This window comes from Dactylosporangium fulvum, from assembly GCF_025137375.1.
Classification (GTDB): Bacteria; Actinomycetota; Actinomycetes; order Mycobacteriales; family Micromonosporaceae; genus Dactylosporangium; species Dactylosporangium fulvum.
This window is the reverse complement of record NZ_CP073720.1, coordinates 9,661,700-9,685,833: the sequence shown is the minus strand read 5'-3', so window position 1 is coordinate 9,685,833 and position 24,134 is coordinate 9,661,700. Positions and strand designations below refer to the sequence as shown.

At 70.7% G+C, this 24,134-nt stretch carries 25 protein-coding genes and 1 tRNA gene; 16 read left to right on the top strand and 10 right to left on the bottom strand.

All coding sequences use genetic code 11. The features are described from left to right. Positions 1-234 precede the first annotated feature (234 nt). A complete protein-coding gene (locus tag Dfulv_RS44680) occupies positions 235-906 on the top strand; it encodes a ferritin-like domain-containing protein (RefSeq protein WP_259859862.1) in 672 nt (223 codons plus the stop codon). A gap of 178 nt (positions 907-1,084) precedes the next feature. On the opposite strand, the gene Dfulv_RS44675 is transcribed toward Dfulv_RS44680, so the two are convergent. Next, the gene (locus tag Dfulv_RS44675; RefSeq protein ID WP_259859861.1) at positions 1,085-1,318 is read right to left on the bottom strand and encodes a DUF3107 domain-containing protein; all 234 of its coding nucleotides are present in this window, start codon (positions 1,316-1,318) and stop codon (positions 1,085-1,087) included. Between the two features lie 75 nt (positions 1,319-1,393). Beyond that, the gene (locus Dfulv_RS44670; protein WP_259859860.1) at positions 1,394-2,032 is read right to left on the bottom strand and encodes a TetR/AcrR family transcriptional regulator; all 639 of its coding nucleotides are present in this window, start codon (positions 2,030-2,032) and stop codon (positions 1,394-1,396) included. Between the two features lie 170 nt (positions 2,033-2,202). Here Dfulv_RS44670 and Dfulv_RS44665 point away from each other — a divergent pair, with 170 nt between their 5' ends. From Dfulv_RS44665 to Dfulv_RS44645, 5 genes are all read left to right on the top strand, one after another. Then, positions 2,203-4,074 carry a hypothetical protein gene (locus Dfulv_RS44665; protein ID WP_259859859.1) on the top strand — a complete coding sequence of 624 codons (1,872 nt, stop codon included), beginning with the start codon at positions 2,203-2,205 and terminating at the stop codon, positions 4,072-4,074. A gap of 16 nt (positions 4,075-4,090) precedes the next feature. Beyond that, positions 4,091-5,110: an alpha/beta fold hydrolase gene (locus Dfulv_RS44660; RefSeq protein ID WP_259859858.1), complete on the top strand. Its 1,020-nt coding sequence runs from the start codon at positions 4,091-4,093 to the stop codon at positions 5,108-5,110. A 108-nt stretch (positions 5,111-5,218) separates the two neighbouring features. After that, a complete protein-coding gene (locus Dfulv_RS44655; RefSeq protein ID WP_259859857.1) occupies positions 5,219-6,019 on the top strand; it encodes a DUF3152 domain-containing protein in 801 nt (266 codons plus the stop codon). Positions 6,020-6,060: 41 nt separating this feature from the next. Continuing rightward, on the top strand, positions 6,061-7,239 hold the full coding sequence (gene moeZ / locus Dfulv_RS44650) for an adenylyltransferase/sulfurtransferase MoeZ (protein WP_259859856.1): 1,179 nt from the start codon (positions 6,061-6,063) through the stop codon (positions 7,237-7,239). Between the two features lie 131 nt (positions 7,240-7,370). Continuing rightward, complete coding sequence (locus Dfulv_RS44645) at positions 7,371-8,168, top strand: prenyltransferase/squalene oxidase repeat-containing protein (RefSeq protein WP_259859855.1); 798 nt, start codon at positions 7,371-7,373, stop codon at positions 8,166-8,168. Here Dfulv_RS44645 and Dfulv_RS44640 read toward each other — a convergent pair. Then, positions 8,152-8,739: a TetR/AcrR family transcriptional regulator gene (locus tag Dfulv_RS44640; protein WP_259859854.1), complete on the bottom strand. Its 588-nt coding sequence runs from the start codon at positions 8,737-8,739 to the stop codon at positions 8,152-8,154. The two genes, Dfulv_RS44645 and Dfulv_RS44640, sit on opposite strands and share 17 nt — an antisense overlap. A 111-nt stretch (positions 8,740-8,850) precedes the next feature. On the opposite strand from Dfulv_RS44640, the gene Dfulv_RS44635 reads away from it, so the two are divergent. The 3 genes from Dfulv_RS44635 (at position 8,851) to nuoH (ending at position 11,020) form a co-directional block, all read left to right on the top strand. After that, complete coding sequence (locus Dfulv_RS44635; protein ID WP_259859853.1) at positions 8,851-9,381, top strand: NADH-quinone oxidoreductase subunit B; 531 nt, start codon at positions 8,851-8,853, stop codon at positions 9,379-9,381. Between the two features lie 95 nt (positions 9,382-9,476). Beyond that, the gene (locus Dfulv_RS44630; protein ID WP_259859852.1) at positions 9,477-10,055 is read left to right on the top strand and encodes an NADH-quinone oxidoreductase subunit C; all 579 of its coding nucleotides are present in this window, start codon (positions 9,477-9,479) and stop codon (positions 10,053-10,055) included. After that, positions 10,055-11,020: an NADH-quinone oxidoreductase subunit NuoH gene (gene nuoH / locus Dfulv_RS44625; RefSeq protein ID WP_259859851.1), complete on the top strand. Its 966-nt coding sequence runs from the start codon at positions 10,055-10,057 to the stop codon at positions 11,018-11,020. The genes Dfulv_RS44630 and nuoH overlap by 1 nt, the downstream gene beginning before the upstream one ends. A gap of 9 nt (positions 11,021-11,029) precedes the next feature. Here the strand turns inward: nuoH and Dfulv_RS44620 are convergent, their stop codons facing one another. Together Dfulv_RS44620 and Dfulv_RS44615 are read right to left on the bottom strand one after the other, a co-directional pair. Beyond that, positions 11,030-12,451: a pyridoxal phosphate-dependent decarboxylase family protein gene (locus Dfulv_RS44620; RefSeq protein WP_406567885.1), complete on the bottom strand. Its 1,422-nt coding sequence runs from the start codon at positions 12,449-12,451 to the stop codon at positions 11,030-11,032. Beyond that, on the bottom strand, positions 12,448-13,803 hold the full coding sequence (locus Dfulv_RS44615) for an MFS transporter (protein ID WP_259859849.1): 1,356 nt from the start codon (positions 13,801-13,803) through the stop codon (positions 12,448-12,450). The genes Dfulv_RS44620 and Dfulv_RS44615 overlap by 4 nt, the downstream gene beginning before the upstream one ends. A gap of 52 nt (positions 13,804-13,855) precedes the next feature. Between Dfulv_RS44615 and Dfulv_RS44610 the strand changes: the two genes are divergently transcribed. Beyond that, on the top strand, positions 13,856-15,247 hold the full coding sequence (locus Dfulv_RS44610; protein ID WP_319805735.1) for a gamma-glutamyltransferase: 1,392 nt from the start codon (positions 13,856-13,858) through the stop codon (positions 15,245-15,247). On the opposite strand, the gene Dfulv_RS44605 is transcribed toward Dfulv_RS44610, so the two are convergent. Next, positions 15,244-15,555 carry an MGMT family protein gene (locus tag Dfulv_RS44605; protein WP_259859848.1) on the bottom strand — a complete coding sequence of 104 codons (312 nt, stop codon included), beginning with the start codon at positions 15,553-15,555 and terminating at the stop codon, positions 15,244-15,246. The two genes, Dfulv_RS44610 and Dfulv_RS44605, sit on opposite strands and share 4 nt — an antisense overlap. A gap of 52 nt (positions 15,556-15,607) precedes the next feature. Here Dfulv_RS44605 and proB point away from each other — a divergent pair, with 52 nt between their 5' ends. Both proB and Dfulv_RS44595 read left to right on the top strand, forming a co-directional pair. After that, the gene (gene proB / locus Dfulv_RS44600) at positions 15,608-16,708 is read left to right on the top strand and encodes a glutamate 5-kinase (RefSeq protein WP_259859847.1); all 1,101 of its coding nucleotides are present in this window, start codon (positions 15,608-15,610) and stop codon (positions 16,706-16,708) included. A gap of 13 nt (positions 16,709-16,721) precedes the next feature. Then, a complete protein-coding gene (locus Dfulv_RS44595; RefSeq protein WP_259859846.1) occupies positions 16,722-17,945 on the top strand; it encodes a hypothetical protein in 1,224 nt (407 codons plus the stop codon). 66 nt (positions 17,946-18,011) lie between these two features. Here the strand turns inward: Dfulv_RS44595 and Dfulv_RS44590 are convergent, their stop codons facing one another. After that, the gene (locus Dfulv_RS44590; RefSeq protein ID WP_259859845.1) at positions 18,012-18,566 is read right to left on the bottom strand and encodes a Uma2 family endonuclease; all 555 of its coding nucleotides are present in this window, start codon (positions 18,564-18,566) and stop codon (positions 18,012-18,014) included. Positions 18,567-19,172: 606 nt separating this feature from the next. Here Dfulv_RS44590 and Dfulv_RS44585 point away from each other — a divergent pair. From Dfulv_RS44585 to Dfulv_RS44575, 3 genes are all read left to right on the top strand, one after another. Continuing rightward, positions 19,173-19,814 carry a hypothetical protein gene (locus tag Dfulv_RS44585; RefSeq protein ID WP_259859844.1) on the top strand — a complete coding sequence of 214 codons (642 nt, stop codon included), beginning with the start codon at positions 19,173-19,175 and terminating at the stop codon, positions 19,812-19,814. Further along, complete coding sequence (locus Dfulv_RS44580) at positions 19,811-20,242, top strand: winged helix-turn-helix domain-containing protein (RefSeq protein ID WP_259859843.1); 432 nt, start codon at positions 19,811-19,813, stop codon at positions 20,240-20,242. The genes Dfulv_RS44585 and Dfulv_RS44580 overlap by 4 nt, the downstream gene beginning before the upstream one ends. 210 nt (positions 20,243-20,452) lie before the next feature. After that, a complete protein-coding gene (locus Dfulv_RS44575) occupies positions 20,453-20,779 on the top strand; it encodes a hypothetical protein (RefSeq protein ID WP_319805734.1) in 327 nt (108 codons plus the stop codon). Positions 20,780-21,059: 280 nt separating this feature from the next. On the opposite strand, the gene Dfulv_RS44570 is transcribed toward Dfulv_RS44575, so the two are convergent. After that, positions 21,060-21,140: transfer RNA gene (locus tag Dfulv_RS44570), tRNA-Tyr, on the bottom strand. 101 nt (positions 21,141-21,241) lie between these two features. Here Dfulv_RS44570 and Dfulv_RS44565 point away from each other — a divergent pair. Then, positions 21,242-21,736, top strand: a complete 495-nt coding sequence (locus tag Dfulv_RS44565; RefSeq protein ID WP_259859842.1) for a YajQ family cyclic di-GMP-binding protein — start codon at positions 21,242-21,244, stop codon at positions 21,734-21,736. Between the two features lie 181 nt (positions 21,737-21,917). On the opposite strand, the gene Dfulv_RS44560 is transcribed toward Dfulv_RS44565, so the two are convergent. Next, positions 21,918-23,150 carry an MFS transporter gene (locus Dfulv_RS44560; RefSeq protein WP_259859841.1) on the bottom strand — a complete coding sequence of 411 codons (1,233 nt, stop codon included), beginning with the start codon at positions 23,148-23,150 and terminating at the stop codon, positions 21,918-21,920. Between the two features lie 75 nt (positions 23,151-23,225). Continuing rightward, complete coding sequence (htpX, locus tag Dfulv_RS44555; protein ID WP_259859840.1) at positions 23,226-24,095, bottom strand: zinc metalloprotease HtpX; 870 nt, start codon at positions 24,093-24,095, stop codon at positions 23,226-23,228. Between the last annotated feature and the right edge of the window lie 39 nt (positions 24,096-24,134).

Here is a 24,134-nt window from a genome sequence, read left to right as displayed (position 1 = left end):
TCTCTCTCGCGGGAGCGCCCCTGAAACTGCCGGGTGCGCTCAAATGGATAGGGCGCGGGCCACACGCGACCGTTTGAACAATTGGTCGCGGGCTACAAGCGCCGGTCGCCTGGGCTAGGGTCCGCCCAAGGCTGTCGCGGCCATTGTACCGGTACGTCGGCCGATCCGCGTACTACCTGGCGTGGAGCACTGGCGTGGAGTACACAGAGCGGCTCGGCGGGGTAGTGTGCCGATGTGTCCGATGTCACCCCGGCTGTCCAGTCGACCGTCGAGCCGCCGCGAGAAGCGGTCGTCGACCTCCTGGGCATGCTGGCGTATGGCGAGCTCGTCGCCTTCGACCGCATGGCCGCCGACGCGCGTCTTGCCCCTGACCTGCGTCGACGGGCGGTTCTGAGCGAGATGGCGGCCCGCGAGATCACCAACTACCGCCGCCTGGCCGACCGCCTGGCGGAGCTCGGCGCCGACCCCGAGACCGCCATGCGGCCCTATGTCCGCGCGGTCTCCGACTACCACGCGCAGACCGAGCCGGCCGACTGGTTGGAGGGCCTGACCAAGGCGTATGTCGGCGACGGCATCGCCGACGATTTCACCCGCGAGGTCGCCGCCGTCCTCGTCACCCCCGACCGCGACCTGATCCTCGACGTCCTCCACGACTCACGCCACGCCGACTTCGCCGCCGACGAGTTGCGTGCCGCGATCGCGGCCGACCCGAAGGTGGCCAACCGGCTCTCGATGTGGGCGCGCAGGCTGGTGGGCGAGGGCATCTCGCAGGCGATGCGGGTGGCCGCCGAGCGCCCTTCTCTCGCTGCGTTGCTGGCGACAGGCGGCAACGACTTCCAGGCGCTGCTCAAGCGACTGACGACGGCGCATACAGCACGAATGGGCGCGGTCGGCCTGAACAACTGACGTCCACGCGCTTCGAGTCGCGGACGAGTTGACGTCGGAAACTGTGGCTACAGGTCTCTACAGTCATCTTTGCGACGCGCCGGCATTGACGGTCGCTGTCACGAAGGCTGTTACGGATCCGGCCGCAGACAGCGTTCAGGGGCGGAAACCGGGTTTCCGCCCCTGAACGGTGCGAACTTCAGCGCGCGGCGGAGAAACCGACCGGGCGCGGCGACGCTTCGGCGATCTCCACGTATGCGATCTTGCCGACCGGGACGATCACCCGGCGGCCTTTGTCGTCGACGAGAGACAGCACGTGCTTATCGCCACCGTTGATCGCGTCGGTTACCGCAGTTTCGACCTCGGCCGGTGACTGGTTGCTCTCGAGCACCAGCTCCCGAGGCGCATACTGCACGCCGATCTTGACCTCCACGTCTTCCTCCTTGATAGGGCCGCGGCGCGGCCGTGCCTCGGCGCGCACACCTAGTGTGGTTGAAGACTAACGCGATCAGGCGTGTTCGCCTTGCAAGGGGAAGCTTGCGATGCCCCGCCACGACAAAGCGGTGAGGAGCGCCTCCGCTTCGGCCTTCTCGACCTGGCGGCCGTTGGTCAGCCAGAAGCGGGCCGCGATCTCGGCGGCGCCGACGAGGCCGGAGGCGAGCAGCTCGGCCCGGGCGCGGCTGACGCCGGTATCGGCCATGATCGTGTCGGTGATGGCGGCGATGCAGCCGCTCTCCACGCGGTCGACCCGCTCACGCACGGCGGGCTCGTTGCGCAGGTCGGACTCGAACACGAGGCGGAACGCCTCGCTCTCGTGGTCGATGAAGTCGAAGTAGGCCTGGATCGCGCCCCGCACGCGGTCCTTGTTGTCGGTGGTGGCCTCCATGGCCGATCGCACCCGCGCGACCATCGCGTCGCAGTGCGTGTCGAGAAGGGCCAGGTAGAGCTCGAGTTTGCCCGGGAAGTGCTGATAGAGGACCGGCTTCGAGACACCGGCGCGCTCGGCGATGTCGTCCATCGCGGCTGCGTGATATCCCTGTGCCACAAACACCTGCTGGGCCGCGGCGAGCAACTGCTTGCGCCGCGCCGACCTGGGCAGCCTCACGGGCCGACCGGTCGCCTGGGTGCCGCTCATCGCCGAGGTCATGTTCACCATCCGGATTTGGGTCGAGATTGCAACTTACCCCCTTTCCGCCCACACGGTAGCCTCACCTAGGGGCGACGGAGGAGCACGCGGTGGACGAAACGGGGCAAACCGGTAGCCCGGAAGTGGCAGCCGCATTTCGCGGCCGAGGAGGGTACGCGGAGGCGCACAGGGTGACCGACACCAGCGTGACCAACGGTTCGACGCCGAGCGATGACGCCATCGAGGCGGTCGTCACCGCATGGCGCGAGCCCGTGAACGGTGCCATCGCCGGTCGCGCCCCGGTCAACGGCGCCGGCGGTCCGCGCGGTCGCGCCGAGGTCCGCAGCTCCTATGCCGACATGCTGGCGCCCGTGAGCCCGCCCGTCTCCATGCCGCCGCCGGCCCAACCGCCGACCTCGACGCTGCACTACGGCCACTACGGGCCGGACGGTCAGGGCTGGCCCACCTCGACCGCTCATCCGGGTGAACCGACGCAGGCGATGCCCAGTCACGTCTACGGCAACGGCAACCTGCCCCCCGACATCACGGGCGAGATCCGGGTGCCGGTGGCCCAGCGCCCGGTCTCGTCGGCACCGTCGTATGGGCAGAAGTACGAGCAGCAGCCGTATGAGCAACAGCCGTATGAGCAACAGCCGTACGAGCAGCAGCCATACGAGCAACAGCAGCAGCAACAGCAGCAACAGCCCTACGTGCCGGCGCCGGCGTTCGGCCCGCAGCCGCCGTATGACCAGCAGCCGTACGACCAGCAGCCGTATGAGCAGCAGTCGTATGAGCAGCCCGCCTACGAGCAGCAGCCGCGCGACGACTGGGCCTACCAGGAGCAGCAGCGGCAGTGGGCCCCGCAACCGCAGGCCCCGGTCCGCCCGCAGCAGCACGCCCAGCCGCCGTCGCAGCAGCACCCCGCCGAGTTCGACTGGGCGGCCGCGCCGTCCCAGCAGCTGCCGACCCAGCGGGTGCCCGAGGACGACCCGCTTGTCGGTCCACTCCCGACCGGCATGCTCGGATCCGGCACGCCGATGTCGGCCGAGCCCACCATGCCGAGCCTCGCCGACGAGCTTGCCCCACCGGCCTACGATCCGCCGGAGTTGCCGCAACGCGTGCCCTCCCAGCCCGACGTCCCCCAGGTGCCCGAGGTTGAGCCGATGGTCGGCGCGGCCGGCACGCCAGAGCTGGCCCGGATCGCGACGAAGCTGCGCGAGGACGAAGACGACGAGCCGACGAGTGCCGACGGTCGGCCGGACGGCTTCGACATCCCGGCCGTGCTCCAAGCCGTCCAGGGCGTCTCCGGCGTCCGTGAGGCGACCCTGCGCAAGGACCCCGACGGCCTGCACAAGCTGCGTCTGGAGCTGTTCGACGACGCCGACCCGGGCCACGTCAGCCGGGCGGTCGCGCGGCTGCTCAACGAGCGCATGGGGCTGGCCGCCGAGCCGAACCTGCCGGACTCGCCGGCGCCGGTCGCGCAACCTGCGCCGCCGAAGCCGCCGGCCCACTCGTCCGCGCCGCGCACCGCGCCGCACAGCGGCCTGCCCGGATACGGCCGGGAGGCGCGTCGGCGCCGCCCGGTCAGCGGCGTGCGCCGCTCGGCCGAGGCATCCCCCGCACAGCAGGCCCCGGTGGTCCCGCCGACCGGCTCGATCTCGTCGGCCCGCGTGGTCATCGACTCGGTCGACGTCAACACGCAGGGTGTCGACGCCCTGGTGGAGGTCCGGCTCATCGCCGATGGCAGCCCCGCTGTCGGGGTCGCCGGCGGCCCCAACGTCGACGGCTACATCCTGCGGCTCGCCGCCGCCGCGGCCGCCTCGGCGGTCGACCAGTTGCTCGTCGACGTGGACGCCTCCGCCCGGGCCCGCTGTTACATCGAGCACGCCGCGGTTGTGCCGATGGGCGGCTGCGAGGTTGCCGTCGTCGTGCTGCTGCTGATGTACGACGGCCATGTGGAACAGCTCACAGGCTCGGCGGTGGTCACGGGTGATCCGCGTCAGGCGGTCGTGCGTGCGACGCTCGCCGCAGTTAACCGAAGACTGGAGGCACTCTTGCCCTGAGCGTCACACTTGGGGCATGAAGCGAGCTTCTCTTGTTCCGGAGTTCACCGTCCCGTCACCTGAGGAGCTGCCGGAGCGCTGGCCCGGGCGCTCGGTGGATCTCGACGGCAACGTCGCATACGTCCGCGACACGCCTGCCATCGCCCCGGATGCCGAGCCCGCCGTGTACGTTCACGGGCTCGGGGGGTCGTCCACCAACTGGACCGACCTCGCCGGTGTCCTCGCCGGCCGGCTCGACGGGCAGGCGATCGACCTGCCCGGTTTCGGCAACAGCGGACGGGCCCGCAGCTACTCGGTACAGGCGATGGCGCAGCACATCATCCGGTGGATCGAGCACAGCGACCGCGGGCCGGTCCACCTCTTCGGCAACTCCATGGGTGGCGCCGCCTCGGTGAAGGCCGCCGCCATGCGCCCCGACCTGGTGCGGTCGCTGACGCTGATCTCGCCGGCCATGCCGTTCCTCGACCCCCGCCGCTCGTTACAGGGCCGGCTGGTGCCGCTGCTGCTCCTGCCCAACGCGGCCAGCCTCGCGAAGAGCCGGATGGCGGCGATGGACCCCGAAGTGCTCGCCGACATGGTGATCGACTCCTGCTACGCCGACCCCACGCGGTATCCCGAGCAGCGGCGCCTGGAGGCGATCGAGGAGGCCCGGCTGCGGCACGACGTGCCGTGGTATGCCGAGGCGTACGTCGGCAGTCTGCGCGGCCTGGTCGGCAGCTTCCTGCGCGCGTATCTGCCCGGCGAGGGCTCCATCTGGCGGGCCGCCGGGAAGATCACCGCGCCGACGCTGGTCATCGCGGGCCGCCAGGACCGGCTTGTGGACATCCGGACCGCGCCCCAGGTCGCGCGGCTCATCCCGGACAGCCGGCTGATGATGCTCGAGGGTGTCGGGCACGTGGCGCAGATGGAGGTGCCGCGAACGGTCGCCCGTGCCGTGCTCGGGCTGCTCGACGAGTTGGCGGAGAACCAGCCGGTTGCGGAACGGGTGCGGACGGGGGTCCGGGCAAAAGGGGCGCAGGTGCGCATGGCAAGCTGAGCACCGATGGCGAGCCAGCTGAGGTCAGGCGCCACAGGCGTCGACCGGCCCGGGGCAAAAGGGATGCGCGATCGCCGGCCTGAGCCGGTGCCGCTACCGAGTGACCCGGTGGAGGCGCGCGAGGTCGTCCGGGCCGCACGGCACCGCCGCCGTGCGCGGGCACGCCAGCGCCGCTATCTCGTCGCAGGCGTGATGGCCTTCGCGGGCCTTGTCGCGGCGATCGGGCTCGGGCGGCAGATCTTCTTCCACGACGACCCACCGGCTCCGGCGCCCGTGTCGATGGTGCAGAAGCCGATGCTGACCCCGCCCTCGCAGCCCGCCGACCCGCCGCCGGAGGCGGGGCCGGCCACCGGCGCCGGCACGTTCGCCTATGCCACTACCGGCGGTCCCGTCGCGGGCGGCGCCGGCGCCCTGAAGAAGTACCGCGTGGCGGTCGAGGACGGCAGCAACCAGCAGCCCGACACGTTCGCGGCGGCCGTCGAGAAGACCCTCGGGGATCCGCGCAGCTGGACGGCGAGCGGCCAGTTGCGCCTCCAGCGGGTCGCCGGCCAGGGGACGGCCGACTTCACGATCTTCCTGGCCACGCCGGCCACGTCCGAGCAGATGTGCGGCACGGCCGGGTTGCACACGGACGGGTACAGCTCCTGCCGGATCACCGGCAAAGTCATCATCAACCTCGCCCGCTGGCTGACCGCGGTCCCCGACTACGGTGCGCCGGTGGAGGACTACCAGGCGTACGTCATCAACCACGAGGTCGGCCACGAACTCGGCAACGGCCATGAGGCGTGCCCGGGGGCCGGCCGCCCGGCGCCGGTGATGCAGCAGCAGACGTACGGGCTGAAGGGCTGCGTGGCGAACGTCTGGCCCTTCGTGGACGGTCAGCGGTACAGCGGGCCCAAAGTGCCGTAGCTCACGTGGGTTTGCCGGTCGGGCGCGGCAGAATGAGAACCATGTCGTTGCCTCCTCTGGTCGAGCCCGCCGCCGACCTGTCTGTTGACGAGGTCCGCCGCTACTCCCGGCACCTGATCATCCCCGATGTCGGGGTGGCGGGGCAGAAGCGCCTCAAGAACGCCAAGGTGCTCTGTGTCGGCGCCGGCGGCCTCGGTTCGCCGGCGTTGATGTATCTCGCAGCCGCCGGTGTGGGCACGCTGGGCATCATCGAGTTCGACACGGTCGACGAGTCCAACCTCCAACGCCAGATCATCCACGGCCAGTCGGACATCGGCCGGCCCAAGGCCGAGTCCGCCCGTGACTCGGTCCTCGAGATAAACCCGTATGTCAACGTCGTGCTGCACAACGAGGCGCTCAGCAACGACAACGTGCTGGAGATCTTCGCGCAGTATGACCTGATCATCGACGGCACCGACAACTTCGCCACGCGGTACATGGTCAACGACGCCGCGGTGCTGCTCGGCAAGCCGTACGTGTGGGGGTCGATCTACCGCTTCGACGGCCAGGCGTCGGTGTTCTGGGCCGAGCACGGCCCGTGCTACCGCTGCCTCTACCCGGAGCCGCCGCCGCCCGGCATGGTCCCGTCCTGCGCCGAGGGCGGCGTGCTCGGCGTGCTGTGCGCGTCCATCGGCGCGATCCAGGTGACCGAGGCGATCAAGCTGCTGACCGGCGTGGGCGACTCGCTGCTGGGCAGCCTGATGGTCTACGACGCCCTGGAGATGAGCTACCGCAAGATCAAGCTCCGCAAGGACCCCAACTGCGCGATCTGCGGGGAAAACCCGACGGTCACCGAGCTGATCGACTACGACGACTTCTGCGGTGCGGTCTCCGACGAGGCCCAGGCCGCGACGGTCGGCTCGACGATCACCGCGACCGAGCTGAAGAGCTGGCTGGACTCGGGCAAGTCGATCGAGCTGATCGACGTTCGCGAGCCGGCCGAGTGGGAGATCGTCCGGGTTCCCGGCGCGCGGCTTGTGCCCAAGGGTGAGTTCCTCAACGGCAACGCGCTCGCCGACCTGCCGCAGGACAAGCAGGTCGTCCTCTACTGCAAGAGCGGTGTGCGCTCCGCGGAGGCGCTCGCGGCGGTCAAGGCCGCCGGCTTCAAAGACGCGGTCCACGTCCAGGGCGGTGTGGTGTCCTGGGTGAAGACCGTCGATCCGTCATTGCCGGTGTATTAGCGTCTGCTGCATCACCGGGGCCGAGGCGAGGCGGAGCCCGAACGTCTGGGCCCGCCGCAGCCCGGCCTCAGTGATGAAACAGGCGCTGACTGACCACGCGGGGCGGACGAGCGGGCGGTAGCGTACGGCGCATGGTCGACCTTGATGCCGCGATCGGCTACGTCGTCGCACACGGCGACGCCGTGGACCGCGCCCGACTCGCCTGGCTCCGCACGGGCCAGGCACCCCCGGCCGACGTGCTGGACAAGGCCGAGATCGGCCAGGTGTCAGGGGGCGGCTGGCCGGCGTACTGGGGTGCTGACATCCCGTCCGTCGACGCCACCTGCTTCCGGCTCGGCGAGCTCGACGACCTCGGCGTTATCGACCGCCCCGCGGCCCGCAAGGCGCTCGCCTGGCTCGGCCGCAGCCAGCGCCCCGACGGCATGTGGGAAGAGGACTCCTCGCTCGCCGGGATCGCCCCGCCGTGGGCGCAGCCCGGCGACGACGAGGCCAAGCTCTACCTGACGACCAACGCCGCGTTCTGGCTGGTGGTCGGCGGCCCCGACCTCGGCGACAACGGCGATCACGCCATGCGTATCGCCCGCGCCGCCGAGGCGTTCCGTGCGTCCCTGCGCTCCGACGGCTCCTGGCCGTCGTTCCTGGTGACCGGCTGGCTGGGCTGCGCGCTGCTGTACCACCTGGGCTGGTTCTACGAGTCGGCGCAGATCCAGGTCGCCCTCGCCGACCGGGTGCCGGAGATGTCGGCCGCCGACACCGCCTCGCTGTTCGCCGCCCTGCGCCGGGTCGGCATGTCGACGGAGGACTGGCTGCTGACCGCGGCACGGCGCCGGCTCGCCGAGACCCAGCGCAGCGACGGCGGCTGGGAGAGCGACGACGGCGACCAGTTCAACGTCCACACGACGCTGACCGCGATCAGGGCGCTCCGCTAGGGGTCTCCAGAAGATCGGCGATCGCCGCGTCCAGGGCCACCCGCAGCGCGGTGGAGTCACCGGTGGCGAGCAGCAGGGAGATCCCGCCCTGCAACGCCGCCAGGATGATGATCGCCCTGGTGCGGGCCTGCTCGACTCCGGCCCGGGCCAGGCCCGCCTCGATCCGGCGTTGCCATTCCGTCAGCAGGCCGGCGACGACCGCGCCGACCTCGGGGTGGCTGGGCGCCAGCTGGCGCGTCAGGGCGCTCATGGGGCAGCGGGTGCCTTGCCGTTCGTACCGTGCGATGACCACGTCTCGCCACTCGCTCCATGACCCAGGCGGCCCGAGGTCGCTGAGCTGCGGTTCCTGCTCGAGCAGCACCTGCTGTGCCTCGTGCCGCGCGACGGCGAGGAGCAGCTGCGACCGCCCGTCGGGGAAGTAGTGGAAGAGCTGGCTCTTGCTGGTGGCGGTGGCCGCGCGGATGTCGTCGAGCGAAACCTGGTCGACGCCGCGCTCCCGCAGCAGTGTGGCGGCCCCGGTGACAATGCGCTCCCGGGTCGCGGCTCCTTTGCGGGTGAGCGGCGCACTCATGCGGCGATCCTAGCCAAGTGGACCACCCGGTCCATCCAGTGGCGCCAGAAGGTGATCTGCACCCGTGTACGAGCCAGGGGCCGATCCGATCGCGGGGGTAGGCTTCAGGCCATGTCGAGCGTGCTGGGTGAGCCGATCAAGTTCGTGCTCAACTGGGGACGGCGCTATTCGCTGTGGGTGTTCAACTTCGGCCTCGCCTGCTGCGCCATCGAGTTCATCGCCACGTCGATGGGTCGGCACGACTTCATGCGGCTCGGTGTCATCCCGTTCGCCCACGGGCCGCGGCAGGCCGACCTGATGGTCGTGTCGGGCACCGTGACCGACAAGATGGCGCCCGCGATCAAGCGGCTCTACGACCAGATGCCCGACCCGAAGTACGTGATCAGCTTCGGCGCCTGCAGCAACTGCGGCGGGCCCTACTGGGACTCCTACTCGGTCACCAAGGGCGTCGACCAGCTCATCCCGGTCGACGTGTACGTTCCCGGGTGCCCGCCCCGGCCCGAGGCGCTGCTGCACGGGATCATGCGGCTCCAGGAGAAGATCGCGGGGGAGCAGTCGGGCATCGGCGGCGTCTCCCGCCCCGACGTCAAGGCCCTCTCCGCTCCCCCTGTCCGGCCCGGCGAGGTTTCGCGATCCGGCTGACCGGGTCAACGTTCGTGGCCGCCGCACCAGCCGCCGGGGGTCGCGGCCGTCGGTCATCGGTTCCCGGGGGAATTCGAGCGCCGTAGGATCGCTCCATGACACCCGAGGAGATCGGCGCCAGCCTCGCCGACGTGCTCGGTGAGGGCGTGGCGATCAGCGAGTCCGCCGGCGGGGGCCGGTTCGGCCGGGCCACCGCCGACGTGCCGGCCGAGCGCTGGCCCGACGCCGTGCGCGCTGCCCGTGACGAGCTGGGCTGCGACTTCTTCGACTGGCTGTCGGCCGTCGACGAGCTGCCCGAGGGCTTCACCGTGGTCGCGCACCTGTGGTCGACGGTGCAGCAACACGGCGTGCTGCTGCGCACCGCCCTGCCGCGCACCGCGCCGGCCGTCGCCTCGGTGGTCGACCTGTATCCCGGGGCGGCCTGGCACGAGCGCGAGACGCACGAGATGTTCGACATCAACTTCACCGGCCACCCCGGGCTCAAGCCGCTGCTGCTGCCGGCCGAGTTCGAGGGGCACCCGCTGCGCAAGGAGTTCGTGCTCGCCGCCCGGGTCGCGAAGCCCTGGCCGGGCGCCAAGGAGCCGGGCGAGAGCGAGCACACGGTCAGCAAACGCGCGCCGATGCGCCCGCCGGGTGTGCCGGATCCGAACGAATGGCCGGGAGGGCGCGGCTGATGCCGGTCTGGCTGGAGTTGGCGCTGCGGGTCCTGGTGGTCGTGGTCGCGTTCCTCACCCTGCCGCTGATCGTCGGGCAGACGGAGCACAAGGTGATGGCGCACATGCAGGGGCGGCTCGGCCCGATGTACGCCGGTGCCTTCCACGGCTGGGCCCAGCTGATCGCCGACGGGGTCAAGTTCGTCCAGAAGGAGGACATCACCCCGCGCGCGGCCGACCGGCCGGTGTTCCGGCTCGCTCCGGTCGTCGCGCTGCTGCCGTATCTGGCCGTGCTGCTGGTGATCCCGATCGGCCCGCACGGGCTGGTCGCGCAGCCGCTCGACATCGGCCTGTTTTTCGTCCTCGCGGTGGTCGGCGTCGGCGTGGTCGCGGTGCTCATGGCCGCCTGGTCGTCGGCGAACAAGTACGCGCTGCTCGGCGGCCTGCGCGCGGCGGCACAGCTGCTGGGCTACGAGCTGCCGTTCATCCTGGCGGCCCTGTCGGTCGCGATGGCGGCCGGCACGCTCTCCCTCTCCGGCATCGTCGAGGCCTGGCGGCCGTGGTGGCTGCTCTGGCAGCTGCCCGCGCTGGCGGTCTTCTTCGTCGCCGGCCTCGCGGAGATCAGGCGTCCACCCTTCGACATGCCGATCGCCGACTCGGAGCTGGTGTTCGGCTACATGACCGAGTACACCGGCCTGCGGTTCGCCTTTTTCCTGCTCGCCGAATACGTCGGCATCGTCGTGATCGCGGCCCTGACCACCGTGCTGTTCCTCGGCGGCTGGAAAGGGCCGTTCGGCCTGGACGACGAGCTCGGCTGGTTGTGGACGCTGATCAAGGTCTTCGCTGTGTCGTTCGTGGTGATCTGGCTGCGGGTCTCCTACCCGCGCCTGCGCGAGGACCAGCTGCAACGACTGTGCTGGCTGGGGCTGGTGCCGCTGGCCCTCGCCCAGCTGGTCCTGACCGCCGCGGTCAAGGTGGCGCTCTGAGCCTCCGGCCTACCAGGCGGGGCGCTGGAGCAGGCTCAGGAACGACACCAGCAGGTGCTCGCGCACCTGCGGCGGGGCCGCGTTGAGCAGCGAGTTCACCGTCGCCATGCGATCCGGGAGCGCGCCGCCCGCGCCGAAGCCGAGGGCACCCGCCAGATCCGCCACCGAGGCCGAGCCCAGCAGGTCGAGGATGCCCGGCGGCAGCTCCACCGGACCCAGCGCCCGGGCCGCCGCGACCGCCGCCTTGAGGTCGGCCACGAACTCGTCGACCCGGGAGGCCACGGCCGCCGTCACCGTCAGGTGGACCGACGGCGGGAGGTCGCCGTGGCGGAACTGCGGTTGTGTGTGCCAGCCGCGCGCGGCCAGCTCGTCGGCCAGGACGAAGAGGTCGACCGTTGCGGACATGAACGCGACAACCGTCGACTCCACCGGCACCGGCTCCAGGCCCTCCACCGACGCCACCGCCGCGGCCAGGCCGCGGGTCGCGTCGCGGGTCTTCGCGGCCAGCGCGAGGTAACCGTCGTCGCCGATGTGGCGCATGACGGCCCAGGCCGCCGCGATCGGGCCGCCCGAACGCGTCGACGAGATCACCGGGTTGACCATCGTGTATCCGGGCCAGTCGGCGTAGCCGAAGTACTGCGGCGCGCGCAGGGCCTCGTCGCGGTGCAGCAGGACGGAGACGCCCTTCGGCACGTAGGCGTACTTGTGGAGGTCGACCGACATGCTCGTCACCCCCGGCACCGAGAAGTCGAACGGCGGGATCGGCTCGCCCAGGCGGCGCAGGTACGGCAGGGTCCAGCCGCCGAAGCAGGCGTCGACGTGGCAGCGCACCCCGGCCGCCGACGCCGCCGCGGCGATCTCGGGGACCGGGTCGATGAGGCCGTGCGCGTACGACGGTGCGGAACAGGCGACGAGCACGGTGTCGGGACCGATCGCCGCCGCCACCGCCGCGGGGTCCACGCGCAGCGTCATGGGATCCACCGGTACCGTGTCGAGCGCCACCCGCAGGTAGGACGCGGCCTTCGCCAGGGCCGCGTGCGCGGTCACCGGCATGACGAGGCGCGGCGCGGCCACGTCGGGCCGCGCGTCCCGGGCCGCCTTGACGGCGAGGATCAGCGACTCGGTGCCGCCGCTGGTGACGCTGCCGACCGTCGACGGCGGGCCGGACAGCACCGTCGCGGCCGCCGCCACAAGGTCGTTCTCCATCGCCAGCAGCGACGGGAAGGCGGTCGGGTCCAGGCCGTTGACGTGCGCCGATGCCGAGTGGGCCGCGGCGGCCAGCGCGTCGAGCCCGTCGACCGCCGGGTCGTAGACGTAGGCGAACAGGCGACCGCCGTGTGTCGGCAGGTCGTGTGCCCGCATCGCCGCCAGCTCGTCGAGGACCTCCCGAGCCGGTAGCCCCTGTGCCGGCAACGCCCGCATGTCAGTCACCCCTGTTCCAAGGCCGGATCTGGCTCCGCCACGGCGGCGGAGAGCCTTCCCTCGTCGAGGTCGTAGCCGCGCAGCGCGATCAGCGCCGATACGACGACCACCGCCGGTACCACCGTGAAGCCCAACAGCACACCGAGCTTGGCGGTGTCGGTCTGCAGCGCCGCTTCCCCCGTCGAGCTGGAGACGTAGCCGAACGCGTACAGGAGCAGCGCGAAGACACCGGGGCCGAGCGCCAGCCCGAACGTCTCGCCGGCCGTCCACAGGCCGGTGAAGACCCCCGCCTGCCGGCGACCGGTGCGGTCGGCGTCGTAGGCGATGCAGTCGGGCAGCATGGCGAGGCCGAAGACCTGTTGCCCGGCGTACCCGGCGCCGACCAGCCCGGTGATGACGTAGACGACAACGGCGGGCAGGAACGGGGCCAGGGCGAGCAGCGCGCCCGCGGCCGCGAACAGGACCGAGGCGAGGACGTAGGCGCGCAGCTTGCCGACCCGCCGCCCCACCCTGGTCCAGACCGGCATCACGAGCAGCGCCGGGCCGACGAAACACGCGAACAGGACCGTCGCCCCGGTGTCCGGGGACTCGAGGATCTGGGTGGCGAAGTAGCTGACCCCGGCGAGCATGGTGGCGATGCCGGCGGCCTGGACGACGAAGCAGATCAGCAGCAGGCGGAACGGGCGGTTGCCGCGCACGACGCGCAACTGCGCCGCGAACGACGGCTCGCTCTGCAGGACCTTGCCGGTGGGGGCGCCGCGGGTGCCGAAGAAGGATCCGAGCGTACCGATGACGATGAGCACGGCGACGAAGACGCCCATGGCACGGTGGCCGGGAACGCCGTCACCGAACTGCTTGGTGACCATGGGCGAAATGGCGCCGGAGACCAGGATCGCGACCGCCAGGATCGCCACCCGCCAGGTCATCAGGCGGGTCCGCTCGGCGTAGTCGTCGGTCATCTCGGCCGGCATGGCGACGTACGGCACCTGGTAGAACGCGAACGCCGTGGCAGCCGCCAGGAACACCAGCGCGACGTAGGCTCCCGACCGCACCGGGGCCGCGAAGATCAGTGCGAACAGGACCGCCAGGGCGAGCCCGCCACCGAGCAGAAACGGCCGCCTGGCACCCAGCGACGTGCGAGTACGATCGGAGATTCTCCCGGCTACCGGGTTGATCAGCACATCCCACGCCTTCGGTGCCAGCACCAGCAGCCCGGCGATCCCGGCTGCGACGCCGAGGGTGTCGGTCAGGTAGGGCAGCAGCAACAGCCCGGGCACCGTGCCGAAGGCCCCGGTGACCAGAGAGCCGAGCGCGTAACCAGCACGCACTCGGTTGGGCAGTGAACCCGACGGGTGATCCATGGTCCACGGATGCTACCGCGAGACTTCTTCACAAAAAACGGCCATTCAGCGGGTGCCCGCGGGCGTCGCCGCCGGCCACCCCGCCACGGCCGAGGTCGGTCTCCGAATCCTCGAGGCGGGCGGGACCGCGGCCGATGCCGGGGTCGCCGCGATGCTCGCCGGTTGCGTCGCCGAGAGCCTGCTGACGGGCATCGCCGGCGGCGGGTTCGCCACCTACTACGAGGCGGCCACCGGCACCACCACCTGCCTCGACTTCTTCTGCGCCGTGCCCGGCCTGGACGCGGGGCGCCAGGCCGCCCCGATGATCCCGATCTCGGTCGCGTTCGGCGGTGTCCCGCAGCGGTACGAGATCGGCGAGTCGAGCGTCGGCGTGCCGGGCGTCCCGGCCGGCTGCGCCGCGATCCATCGCCGCTGGGGCCGGTTGCCCTGGCAGCGGCTCGTCGAGCCGGCGATGGGCCTCGCCCGCAGCGGCACCCTCCTCCCGCAGCCGCACGCGCACACGCTGGTCTCGCTGGCGCCGGCGATGCTGCCGGGGTTCGGTTCCCAGGTGTACGCGCCCGGCGGCAAGCTGCTGGAAGGCGGTGACCTGCTGCACCACCCGGGGCTGGACGCCGCACTCGGCATTCTCGCCGAGGAGGGGCCGGCGGCGTTCTACACCGGGCGGGTCGGGCAGATGATGGTCGACGTCGTGCAGGCCGGCGGAGGTGTGCTCACGCACGCCGACCTGGCCGCCTACCGGGTGCTGCAACTGCCGGTCGTCGCCGCGCCGCTCGCCGGCGCGTCCGTGCTGGCCCGCAGCGACCTCAACGACTTCATCCCGACGGTCGCGTCGCTGCCCGCCGGCCTGCCGTCGCTGTCCCGCGGCGAGCGGGCGGTGGCGCTGGCCGGGGCCCTGCGCGCCTTCGGCACCCAGCGGGTCGGCGACACCACGAACATCTCCGTCGTGGACGCCGCCGGCAACGCCTGCGTGATCACGCTGACGCTGGGGCTCGGCTCGGGTGTCTGGCTGCCGGGGCTGGGCGTACACCTCAATTCGATGCTCGGTGAGGGAGAGCTGATCCGGCCCGGCACGCTGCCCGGTGAGCGGATGGCGTCGTGCATGTGCCCGACGGTGGTCGTGTCCTCCGCCGCTGATCTTGTCATGGCGATCGGTTCCGCCGGCGCGACCCGCATCCGGACCGCGCTCCTGCAGACCCTGGTCAACGTCCTGGTCGACGGCGACGACATGCGCACGGCGATCCGCCGTCCCCGGTTCCACGTGGTGTCGGATGTTGTACACGCTGAGGCCGGCTACAGCAGCGAGGAGCTGGACGCGCTCGCCGCGGCCGGGTATACGGTCCGGCAGTGGGACCGGCTCGACCACTATTTCGGCGGGGTCAGCGCGGTCGGCTCGGCCGGTGCGGCCGGCGATCCGCGGCGCGGCGGGATCGGCCGGCTGCTCTAGCCGTCATCCGGCGTCTCGTCCGGCCACCAGGCTGCTGCTCGCATGTCGATCTTGTCGCCGCGCAGCGGGGTGCCTTCCGCGTGGTGGCGCTTGAGGGCCTCGACCTCGTGGCCGGGGACGAGCCGGCCGTTCGCGGCGACGACCCGGTGCCAGGGCACACCGCCGCCGTAGTGCGACATCACCGCGCCCACCTGCCGGGGACCGCCGCGGCCCAGGTATTCGGCGATCGCGCCGTACGACATCACCCGCCCCGGCGGGATCCGTTCCACCAGCGTGAGCACCAGTTCGGCAAACTCGTCGTCGGCCACGATATGGGAACCTACCGTGGCCTCCGGCGGGGCAGGCGGCAAGATAGTCGACGTGCGCGAACAGGTCACCGAGGCTCGACGCATCGTTGTCAAGGTCGGGTCGTCGTCGCTGACCACCGCAACGGGCGGGCTCGACGCGTCCCGGGTCGACGCGTTGGTCGACGCGCTGGCCGCCACCCAGGCCGAGGTGGTGCTCGTCTCCTCGGGCGCGATCGCCGCCGGCCTAGCCCCGCTCGGCCTGTCCCGCCGCCCACGGGACCTGGCGACCCAGCAGGCCGCCGCGAGCGTCGGGCAGGGGCTGCTCATGCGGGCGTATAACGACGCGTTCGCCCGTCACGACCGGGTTGTCGGCCAGGTGCTGCTGACGGTCGACGACGTGACGCGGCGGGCGCACTATCGGAATGCGTATCGGACGCTGCGGCGCCTCCTCGACCTGCGCGCCGTGCCGATCGTGAACGAGAACGACACGGTCGCCACCGAGGAGATCCGGTTCGGCGACAACGACCGACTGGCCGCCCTGGTCGCCGCCCTGGTGCACGCCGACCTGCTGGTCCTGCTGTCCGACGTCGACGGCCTCTACACCGGCGACCCCTCGCTGCCGACGTCCCGCGCGATCAGCGACGTGCGGTCGCCGAACGACCTGGCGAACATCGACATCCGCCGCCCGGGCAAGGCCGGCGTCGGCACGGGTGGCATGGTGACGAAGGTCGAGGCCGCCCGGATCGCGACGACGAGCGGCATCCCGGTCGTGCTGACCTCGGCCCCTCAAGCCGCCCGGGTGCTGGCCGGCGAGGAGATCGGCACGCTCTTCCACCGTCTGCGCGAGCGCCCGCAGGCGCGGCTCTTCTGGCTGGCCCACGCGACCAGCCCGCGCGGCAGACTGCACCTGGACGCCGGAGCGGTGCAGGCCGTGGTCCGCCGCCACGCCTCCCTGCTGCCGGCCGGCATCACCGCCGTGGACGGCCGCTTCGCCGCGGGCGACCCGGTCGACCTGGTGGACGTGGGCGGCGTCCCCGTCGCGAGGGGTTTGGTGAACTACGACGCGGCCGAGCTCCCGTCGCTTCTGGGAAGGTCGACGCTGGACCTGGCCGCGGAGCTGGGCCCGGCCTACGAGCGCGAGGTGGTCCACCGCGACGACCTCGTCCTCCTGTAGGCAGGTCGGCCGCATGTCGCCGCTGCGGTGGGTTGGGCGGGTCGTCGCGGTCGCGCTGAGCGTTTGTGCCTTGGCCGGGGTGGTGCGGCTGGTTGCGCCGCCCAGTGGGGTGCCGCAGCAGTTGGCGTTTCTGCGGGCGTCGCTCGACGACGGGGCGGGTGAGTCCGCGCAAGGGATGTTTCCCGAAGGGTATTTCTTCCTGCACGTCCTCTACGGGCTCAGCTGGGTCTCCGTCGGCATGCAGGAGCCGGAAGGCTCGCGGGGCGACGCGCTGCGCGAGGCGCGGTGGGCGTTGCAGCGCCTCGACGGGCCGGACGGGCGGGCGCCGTTCAGCCAGTCGCTCACCCCGTCATACGGCGTCTTCTACCGCGGCTGGACCAACTGGCTGCGCGGCGGAATCCTTCGACTGCGGCCGGCCGAGGCGCGCGACCCGGCCGAGGTGCGGCGGTTCGAGGAGGACTCCGCGGCGCTGGCCGCCGCGTTCGACGCGTCGGCGTCGCCCTACCTGGAGGCGTATCCCGGCCAGGCGTGGCCCGTCGACTCCACCGTGGCGGTCGCGTCGTTGCGGCTGCACGACGCGCTGCTGCCGCCCCGCTTCGCCGGCACCGTCGCCCGATGGCTCGACGGCGTGCGAGGACGGCTTGATCCGCACACCGGCCTGATCCCGCACCGCGTCGACCCCGGCACCGGCGATCCGATCGAAATCGCCCGGGGCACGTCACAGAGCATGATCCTGCGGTTCCTGCCCGAGATCGACCCGGCGTTCGCGGCGGCGCAGTACACCCGATTCCGCGACGACTATCTCGTGCGCCCGCTGGGCCTCGGGCCGGCCGTGCGGGAGTATCCCACCGGCGTCGACGGCCCGGCCGACGTCGACTCGGGCCCGCTTCCCCTCGGCGTGAGCCTGTCGGCGACCGTGGTCACGCTCGGCGCGGCCCGGGTCAACGGCGACACGTCGCTGGCCCGGGCACTGGACAATTACGGCGAGGTCGCCGGCCTGCCGGTCACGACGCCGTGGACGAAGCGGTATGCGTTCGGGCTGCTGCCGATCGGCGACGCGTTTCTGGTGTGGTCGAGGACGGCGCACCCGTGGGTGGCCGACCCGTCACCGCCGCCGCCGACGATCTCGTGGTGGTGGCGACTGCCGCTACTGTCGCTGTTCGTCGCGGCCGGCACCGGCCCCTGGCTGCCCGCACTGCGCCGCCGGGTGGTCAGATCTCGCCGCGCCGGCGCATGACCGTTATCCGAGCTGATGCCCAGCCGGGTAGCTCGGAAGGGGCAAGACGCCGATCCATAGCTGGCGCTACCGGCCCAACAAAGACCCGGTGTCGAGCTGGAACGGGAACGGCCGGTCCGAGGCGAGCACGGCACCGCTCGTAGCTATGGCGTGCTCGACGTAGTGCGCGCCTTCCAGGCGGTACAGCCGCAACAGCAGGGTGTCCGAATCCTGCTCGACCAGCAGGTACCACGCGATCTGTGCCGCCGCGTACAGCTGCATTTTCAGCAGGCGGTCCGCCGACGCGTTACCCGGCGAGACGACCTCGCCGACCAGGACGACCTCTGATGCCTCGGTCATCGCGCCGTCGTCGTCGGTGTCCGCCACGACCAGATCGGGGATGACGATCCGGCCGGTGTGCAGCCGGACGTTGACCGCCTCCCAGACCTCCAGACCGGCCTCCGAAGCCGGCTCGTCGAGCGCGTTGGCGATCCGCCGGGACAGCCGCTGGTGGCGCTTCGTCGGGGCGGGGCTCACCAACAGACTCCCATCGAGCAGTTCGATCCGATCCACCGTTTCGCCTAGCGCGAGGTAGTCCGCCTCACTCCACGGACCGACGTGCTCCAGCACGGCGACGCTCATCTCGGACCACCTCCCGGCTGACACCTGGCTCAAGCTTCTCATGACCTGAGCCGCAGCTCCACGCAGCGCGGACAAGATCGACCCGCCCACGATCTGCCCACAACCAGCCGTGGCTGGCTGGATTCACCTGGACGGCGCCGGATACGCGAAGAAGGCCCCCGCCCAAAGTCTCCCCTGGTCGAGGGCCTTCTTTCCTGCCAAGTGGCGGGTAGAGGATTCGAACCTCTGTAGCTTTCGCGACGGACTTGCAGTCCATGCGCGAAACGGGCCATGACCTGCGACGGAACAACGCCCTATAGCTGGCCGGTCCGCGCATGGTCCGGACAGCTAATGATCATCAATCATTACGCGAGTGGTCCGGCATGATCACTCGCGGCGTTGCCGAGACTGTCGCCTCTTCCGGCGCCGCACCGCCGGGGGGCTGAAACAGAGGACGGCCGCCGCCCCCTGTTCCGGCCTTCTTGTATCCGTGGCCCGACGAACTGATCCGCCGATCCTGCCAACCGAACGTTGTTAGTAGCGCGAATTGGTTTGTTATGGAAACCTGTTGGTATGACTTCCGATGCGGTTCCTGCCGGCAGTGACCCACGCCGGCTGTTGGCTGACGTGCGCGACCTTGCGCGCCGGGTCCGTCTTGCCCAGCGGGTGACGTGGTTGCCGCTGCTGGTGTTCGCCCTGGTGATCTTCGGGGCGATTCCTGTCTACCTGTTCGGCCACCCACACCTCAGCGACTGCCGGCCGGTCGACGACGGTCAGGTGTGCAAGGCCAGGTTCGCGGCCGCGAACGTCTACTGGCTGGCGGCTGTGGTGTTGGCGTACGTGGTGATTGCCAGCGGTTACCTGCGGGTCGCCCGTGCCCGGGGATTGGGCGCGCGAGTGCTGCCGTACGTGCTCACCGGCGTCGCGCTCATCGTGCTGTTCGCCGCCGTCCCGGCGGCTTGGATCTTCCCCGACGCCGATGCGCGCGCGCTCGTCCCCCCGTCCGCCTTCGTCCAGTTCCTGTTCCGGTTGCTCGCCCCGGCCGGCGCGATCGGGTTGGCCCTGCTGGTGCTGGCCTGGCTGGAGCGGCACGTCGCGCTGTTGTTGTTCGCCGTCGGGTACCTGGCGGTGGTGCTGGTGCCGATCAACTTCGGCTGGGAAGAGCGCAGCCAGTGGCAGTTCGTGCCGATGCTGGTCATCAGCGGTGGTGCGCTGTTGCTGGGCAGTGTTGGCTTCGCGCTGGCGCAGCGACTGCGGCGGCCCCGGTGACCGGCCCCGCCGATACCCCGGCGCCGGACGAGGCCGAATCCCCGCATCCGGTCACCGGCCTCGATGACGTGGTGCACCAGCGGGTCCGGCTCGGCATCCTCACCATCACGCACGAGTCCCGCCGGGTGGAGTTCGGCTACCTGCGCACCCAGTTGGAGCTGACCGCCGGCAACCTCTCCCAGCACCTGGGCGTGCTGGAGACGGCCGGCCTGGTCGAGGTCGAAAAGGGCTACGCCGGGCGGCGCGGCCGGACCTGGATCACCCTTACCCCGGCGGGAAACGCCGCGCTCGCCGAGGAGATCGCGCGACTCAAGCAGCTCATCGCCCGCGTTGAAACGAACGAACGACCAGCAGCGACAACAGCCGTCCCTTCACCCAGTGCACGGCGCGGACCGTCCACCCGACAGGCTATCGCACACCCGTACTAATGTATGGCTGAAACGCAAACCGCCGTGACACCTGTGATCAAGGTGTCACGGCCATTTCCGCTGCTCAAAGCGCCTACCGTGATGTGCGTGACAGGTGTGACACCCCGTGAAGACGGTAGGCGGGCAGGAACATCACAGGTCGTTTGCGAGCCATGCGCTTGCCGACGCATTCCGGGCCAAGTTGCTTCACCACGTCCAGCGCCGGCCCGGGTGCTGATCCGGCAGGCGCTCGACGCGCTCGCGGTGCGGCTCGACGGCCGCCTGGCTGCCGCGAAGACCATCGCGCGGCAGCGGGCCATCCTGCACAACGCACTGGAGTACGCGGTTGAACTGGCGTTCCTCCCAGAAAACCCGCTGACTCGCGTCAAGTGGAAGACGCCGAAGACGGCCGAGTCGGTCGACCGGCGCGGGCTCAAGCACCGGACGGCCGACGACACACGGCCGGTACCGGCGCGCCCCGAGTTGGTCGAGATCCTGCGGTGTCACCTCGGCCACTTCGGTATGACCTGCGGCACGCGGCCGTGTCGACGTGGCTGAACGCGGGCATTCCGGCGACCCAGGTCGCCGAGTAGGCCGGGCACAGCGTTGCCGTGTTGCTGCGGGTCCACGCCAAGTGCATCGTGGGTCAGGGCGAGTCCGTGCGGCGGCGCATCGAACAGGCCATGACCAGGGATGACGCCGCCTGATCTTGCGCAAAACTGGTCCGCATATGGTCCATGGACACCCGTAAACGGCTGGCGATGGCTGCACATGGCTGGACTCCAACAGCAGAGCCCCCTACCAGGTTTCCCTGGTAGGGGGCTCTTTTGCCTGCCTGTGGCGGGTAGAGGATTCGAACCTCTGTAGCTTTCGCGACGGATTTACAGTCCGCTCCCATTGGCCGCTCGGGCAACCCGCCTGGCGCAAGCAAGAATAGCGGTACGCCCCGGGGGCAACGCAAACGGGTACCCTCGGCACGCCCGGAACGTTCTTCGTAAGTAGCTACAGGGAGCATCTGCCATGGCTTCGGCACCCTCGTTCGACATCGTCAGCAAGGTCGACCGGCAGGAGGTCGACAACGCGCTCAACCAGGCCGAGAAGGAGCTCTCCCAGCGGTTCGACTTCCGCGGGACCGGGGCTGAGATCAAGTGGTCCGGCGAGGAGGCCGTCGCGCTCCAGGCGGAGACCGAGGAGCGGGTGGTCGCAGCGCTCGAGGTGTTCAAGGAGAAGCTGGTCAAGCGGAACATCTCGCTCAAGTCGCTGGACGCCGGCGAGCCGCGGGCCTCGGGCAAGACCTTCAAGATCGACGCCAAGATCATCCAGGGCATCGAGTCCGACAAGGCGAAGGCGATCTCGAAGAAGATCCGCGACGAGGGCCCCAAGGGTGTTCAGGCGCAGATCCAGGGCGACCAACTGCGGGTCACCGGCAAGAAGAAGGACGACCTGCAGGCGGTCATCACGCTGCTCAAGCAGAAGGACTTCGGCATCGCGCTGCAGTTCACGAACTACCGCTAGACCTGGCGTGGACGTCGTCCCGCTCGCGGACGTTGTGCGGGTGGGACGGCGGCTCGTCGGCACGGGCCCAAGCCCCGGACGAGCAGGAAGCTGTCCGTGTGCCGAACCTCGACGTCGGGCTGCTCGGAACGCTCCGGGTCCGCCAGCACGCTGTGGATCGGTAAAACCATGTGGCGGGACCCTACACGGGCACGTCGACCTCTTCGCCGTTCCGGGTGAACGACACACGGGAGAGCGGCCCGCCGGGTAGCAGCGCCACCACCGCGCCGATCGTCACAGCCCCGCCGGCCATGAGAAACGCCCAGATGACGCCTCCCGGACGGTCGACGACCACACCCGTCACGGCGACCCCGGCGGCGCTGGCGGCGACCGAGACGGTCACGAGCCAGGTGTACGCCTCGTTCAGCATCGACCGGGGCATGATCGCGCCGACGAGCGAGTTTTGCACGGTCAGCGCCGGTGCGATCGTGGCGCCGCCGATGACGAGGGCGGCGCCGAGCGCTATGGCGTTGGGCATGGCGGCCAGGACGACGAGGCTGACCGCGACACCGGTGAGGAGCCAGCCGAGCCGCGCGCCGACGCGTGGGCGGGTGCCGAACCAGATGCCGCTGGCCGCGCTGCCGATGCCCCAGACGCCGAGCAGGAAGCCGCCGACGCTGTCCGGGCCGTTGTCGACGTAGGCGGTCGCGTAGGCGGGCACGGCCACACCCGTACCGCCGAATGCAAAACCCAGCCCGAAGGCCGTGACCAGCAGTGCGGCGAATCCGGGCACGCGCAGCGGGCCGAGGCCCCGGGCGGGCGCGTGGTCGAGGTGGCGGCGCCATGAGCGCATGGCCCGGCCACGGGCGACGATCAGGGTGCCGACCAGTGTGATCACGGCCGCGGTGGCCAGGGCGACGGCCGGCTGCCACAGCGCCACGCAGACCGCGACCAGCATGGGGCCGGCGACAAAGACGATCTCGAAGAGCGCCGTCTCGGCCGCCAGCGCGGTCATGCGGGTCTGTGGCGCGCCGGCGGTCATCGCGTTCCAGGTGCCGCGGATGGCGGCCGTCAGCGGCGGGAACGTCATGCCGGCCAGGATCGCGGTGGCGAGGATCACGGGCAGTGGCAGCGCGTGCTGGCCGGCGACGATCAGCAGGGTCAGTGTGAGCGGGTGGGCGAGGCCGGTCGCGACGAGCACCGGGGCCGGGCCGACACGGTCGGCGAGCCGGCCGACGACCGGGCTGGCCACGGCGGTGGCGATGGCGTAGACCGAGCAGGCGAGCGCCGCTTCGGCATACCGCCCGGTCGTCTGCTGCAACAGGAGCAACAGCGACAGGGACACCATCCCGATGCCGAGTCGCGCCAGGACGCCGACCACGAGCAGAACAGGCGCTCCGGGGAGCCGCCAGACGGAGGCGTACTGCCCGAGCACCGCGACCTCGTTTCGACCGGTAAGGACTGAAGGGCCTGCCGATACTAACGGCAGGCCCTTCAGGGTTCGAGGGAGTTAGCGGTACGTGACGCCGGCCATCTGCTCGAGACGGGCGACGCGCTGCTCCATCGGCGGGTGCGTGGAGAACAGGGAGGCGAGGCCGCCGCCCTTGAGGGGGTTGTCGATCATGAGGTGAGCCTGGCTCGCCAGCTGGCCGTCGGCCGGCAGCGGCATGGCCTGGGTGCCCCGGTGGATCTTCCGCAAGGCGCTGGCCAGGGCAAGCGGGTCGGAGGTGAGGCGAGCGCCGGACTCGTCCGCCTGGAACTCCCGGTTCCGGCTGATCGCCATCTGGATCACCATCGCGGCGAGCGGGCCGAGGATCAGCATGAGGAGCATGCCGACCAGGCCGGGGCCGTCCTCGTCGTCCGAGTTGCCGAGCGGCAGGAAGATCGCCAGCTGGGCCAGCATCGTGATCATGCCGCCGAGCGCGCCGGCCACGCTGGAGATGAGGATGTCGCGGTTGTAGACGTGCGACAGTTCGTGGCCGATGACACCGCGCAGCTCACGGGGGGTCAGCATCTGGAGGATGCCCTGGGTGACGGCGACCGCCGCGTTTTTCGGGTTGCGCCCGGTGGCGAACGCGTTGGGCTGCATGGTGGGGCTGATGTAGAGCCGGGGCATGGGCTGCCCCGCCTGGTTGGCCAGTTCGCGGACCATGGCGTACAGCTCGGGAGCTTGCGCCTCGGAGACCGGCTGCGCGTTCATGGCGCGCAGGGCGATCTTGTCGGAGTAGAAGTAGCTGAACGCGTTCATTGCCAGCGACAGGAACACGGCGATGACCAGACCGGTGCTACCGCCGAGCCAGTAGCCGACAAGCAGGATCAGTGAGGTCAGCAGGCCCAGCAGGGCCGCTGTCTTCAGACCGTTGAAATGCCTGTGCTGCATGTCTCCAATAACAGCGCGACCGACCGTGTATCTTCCCGG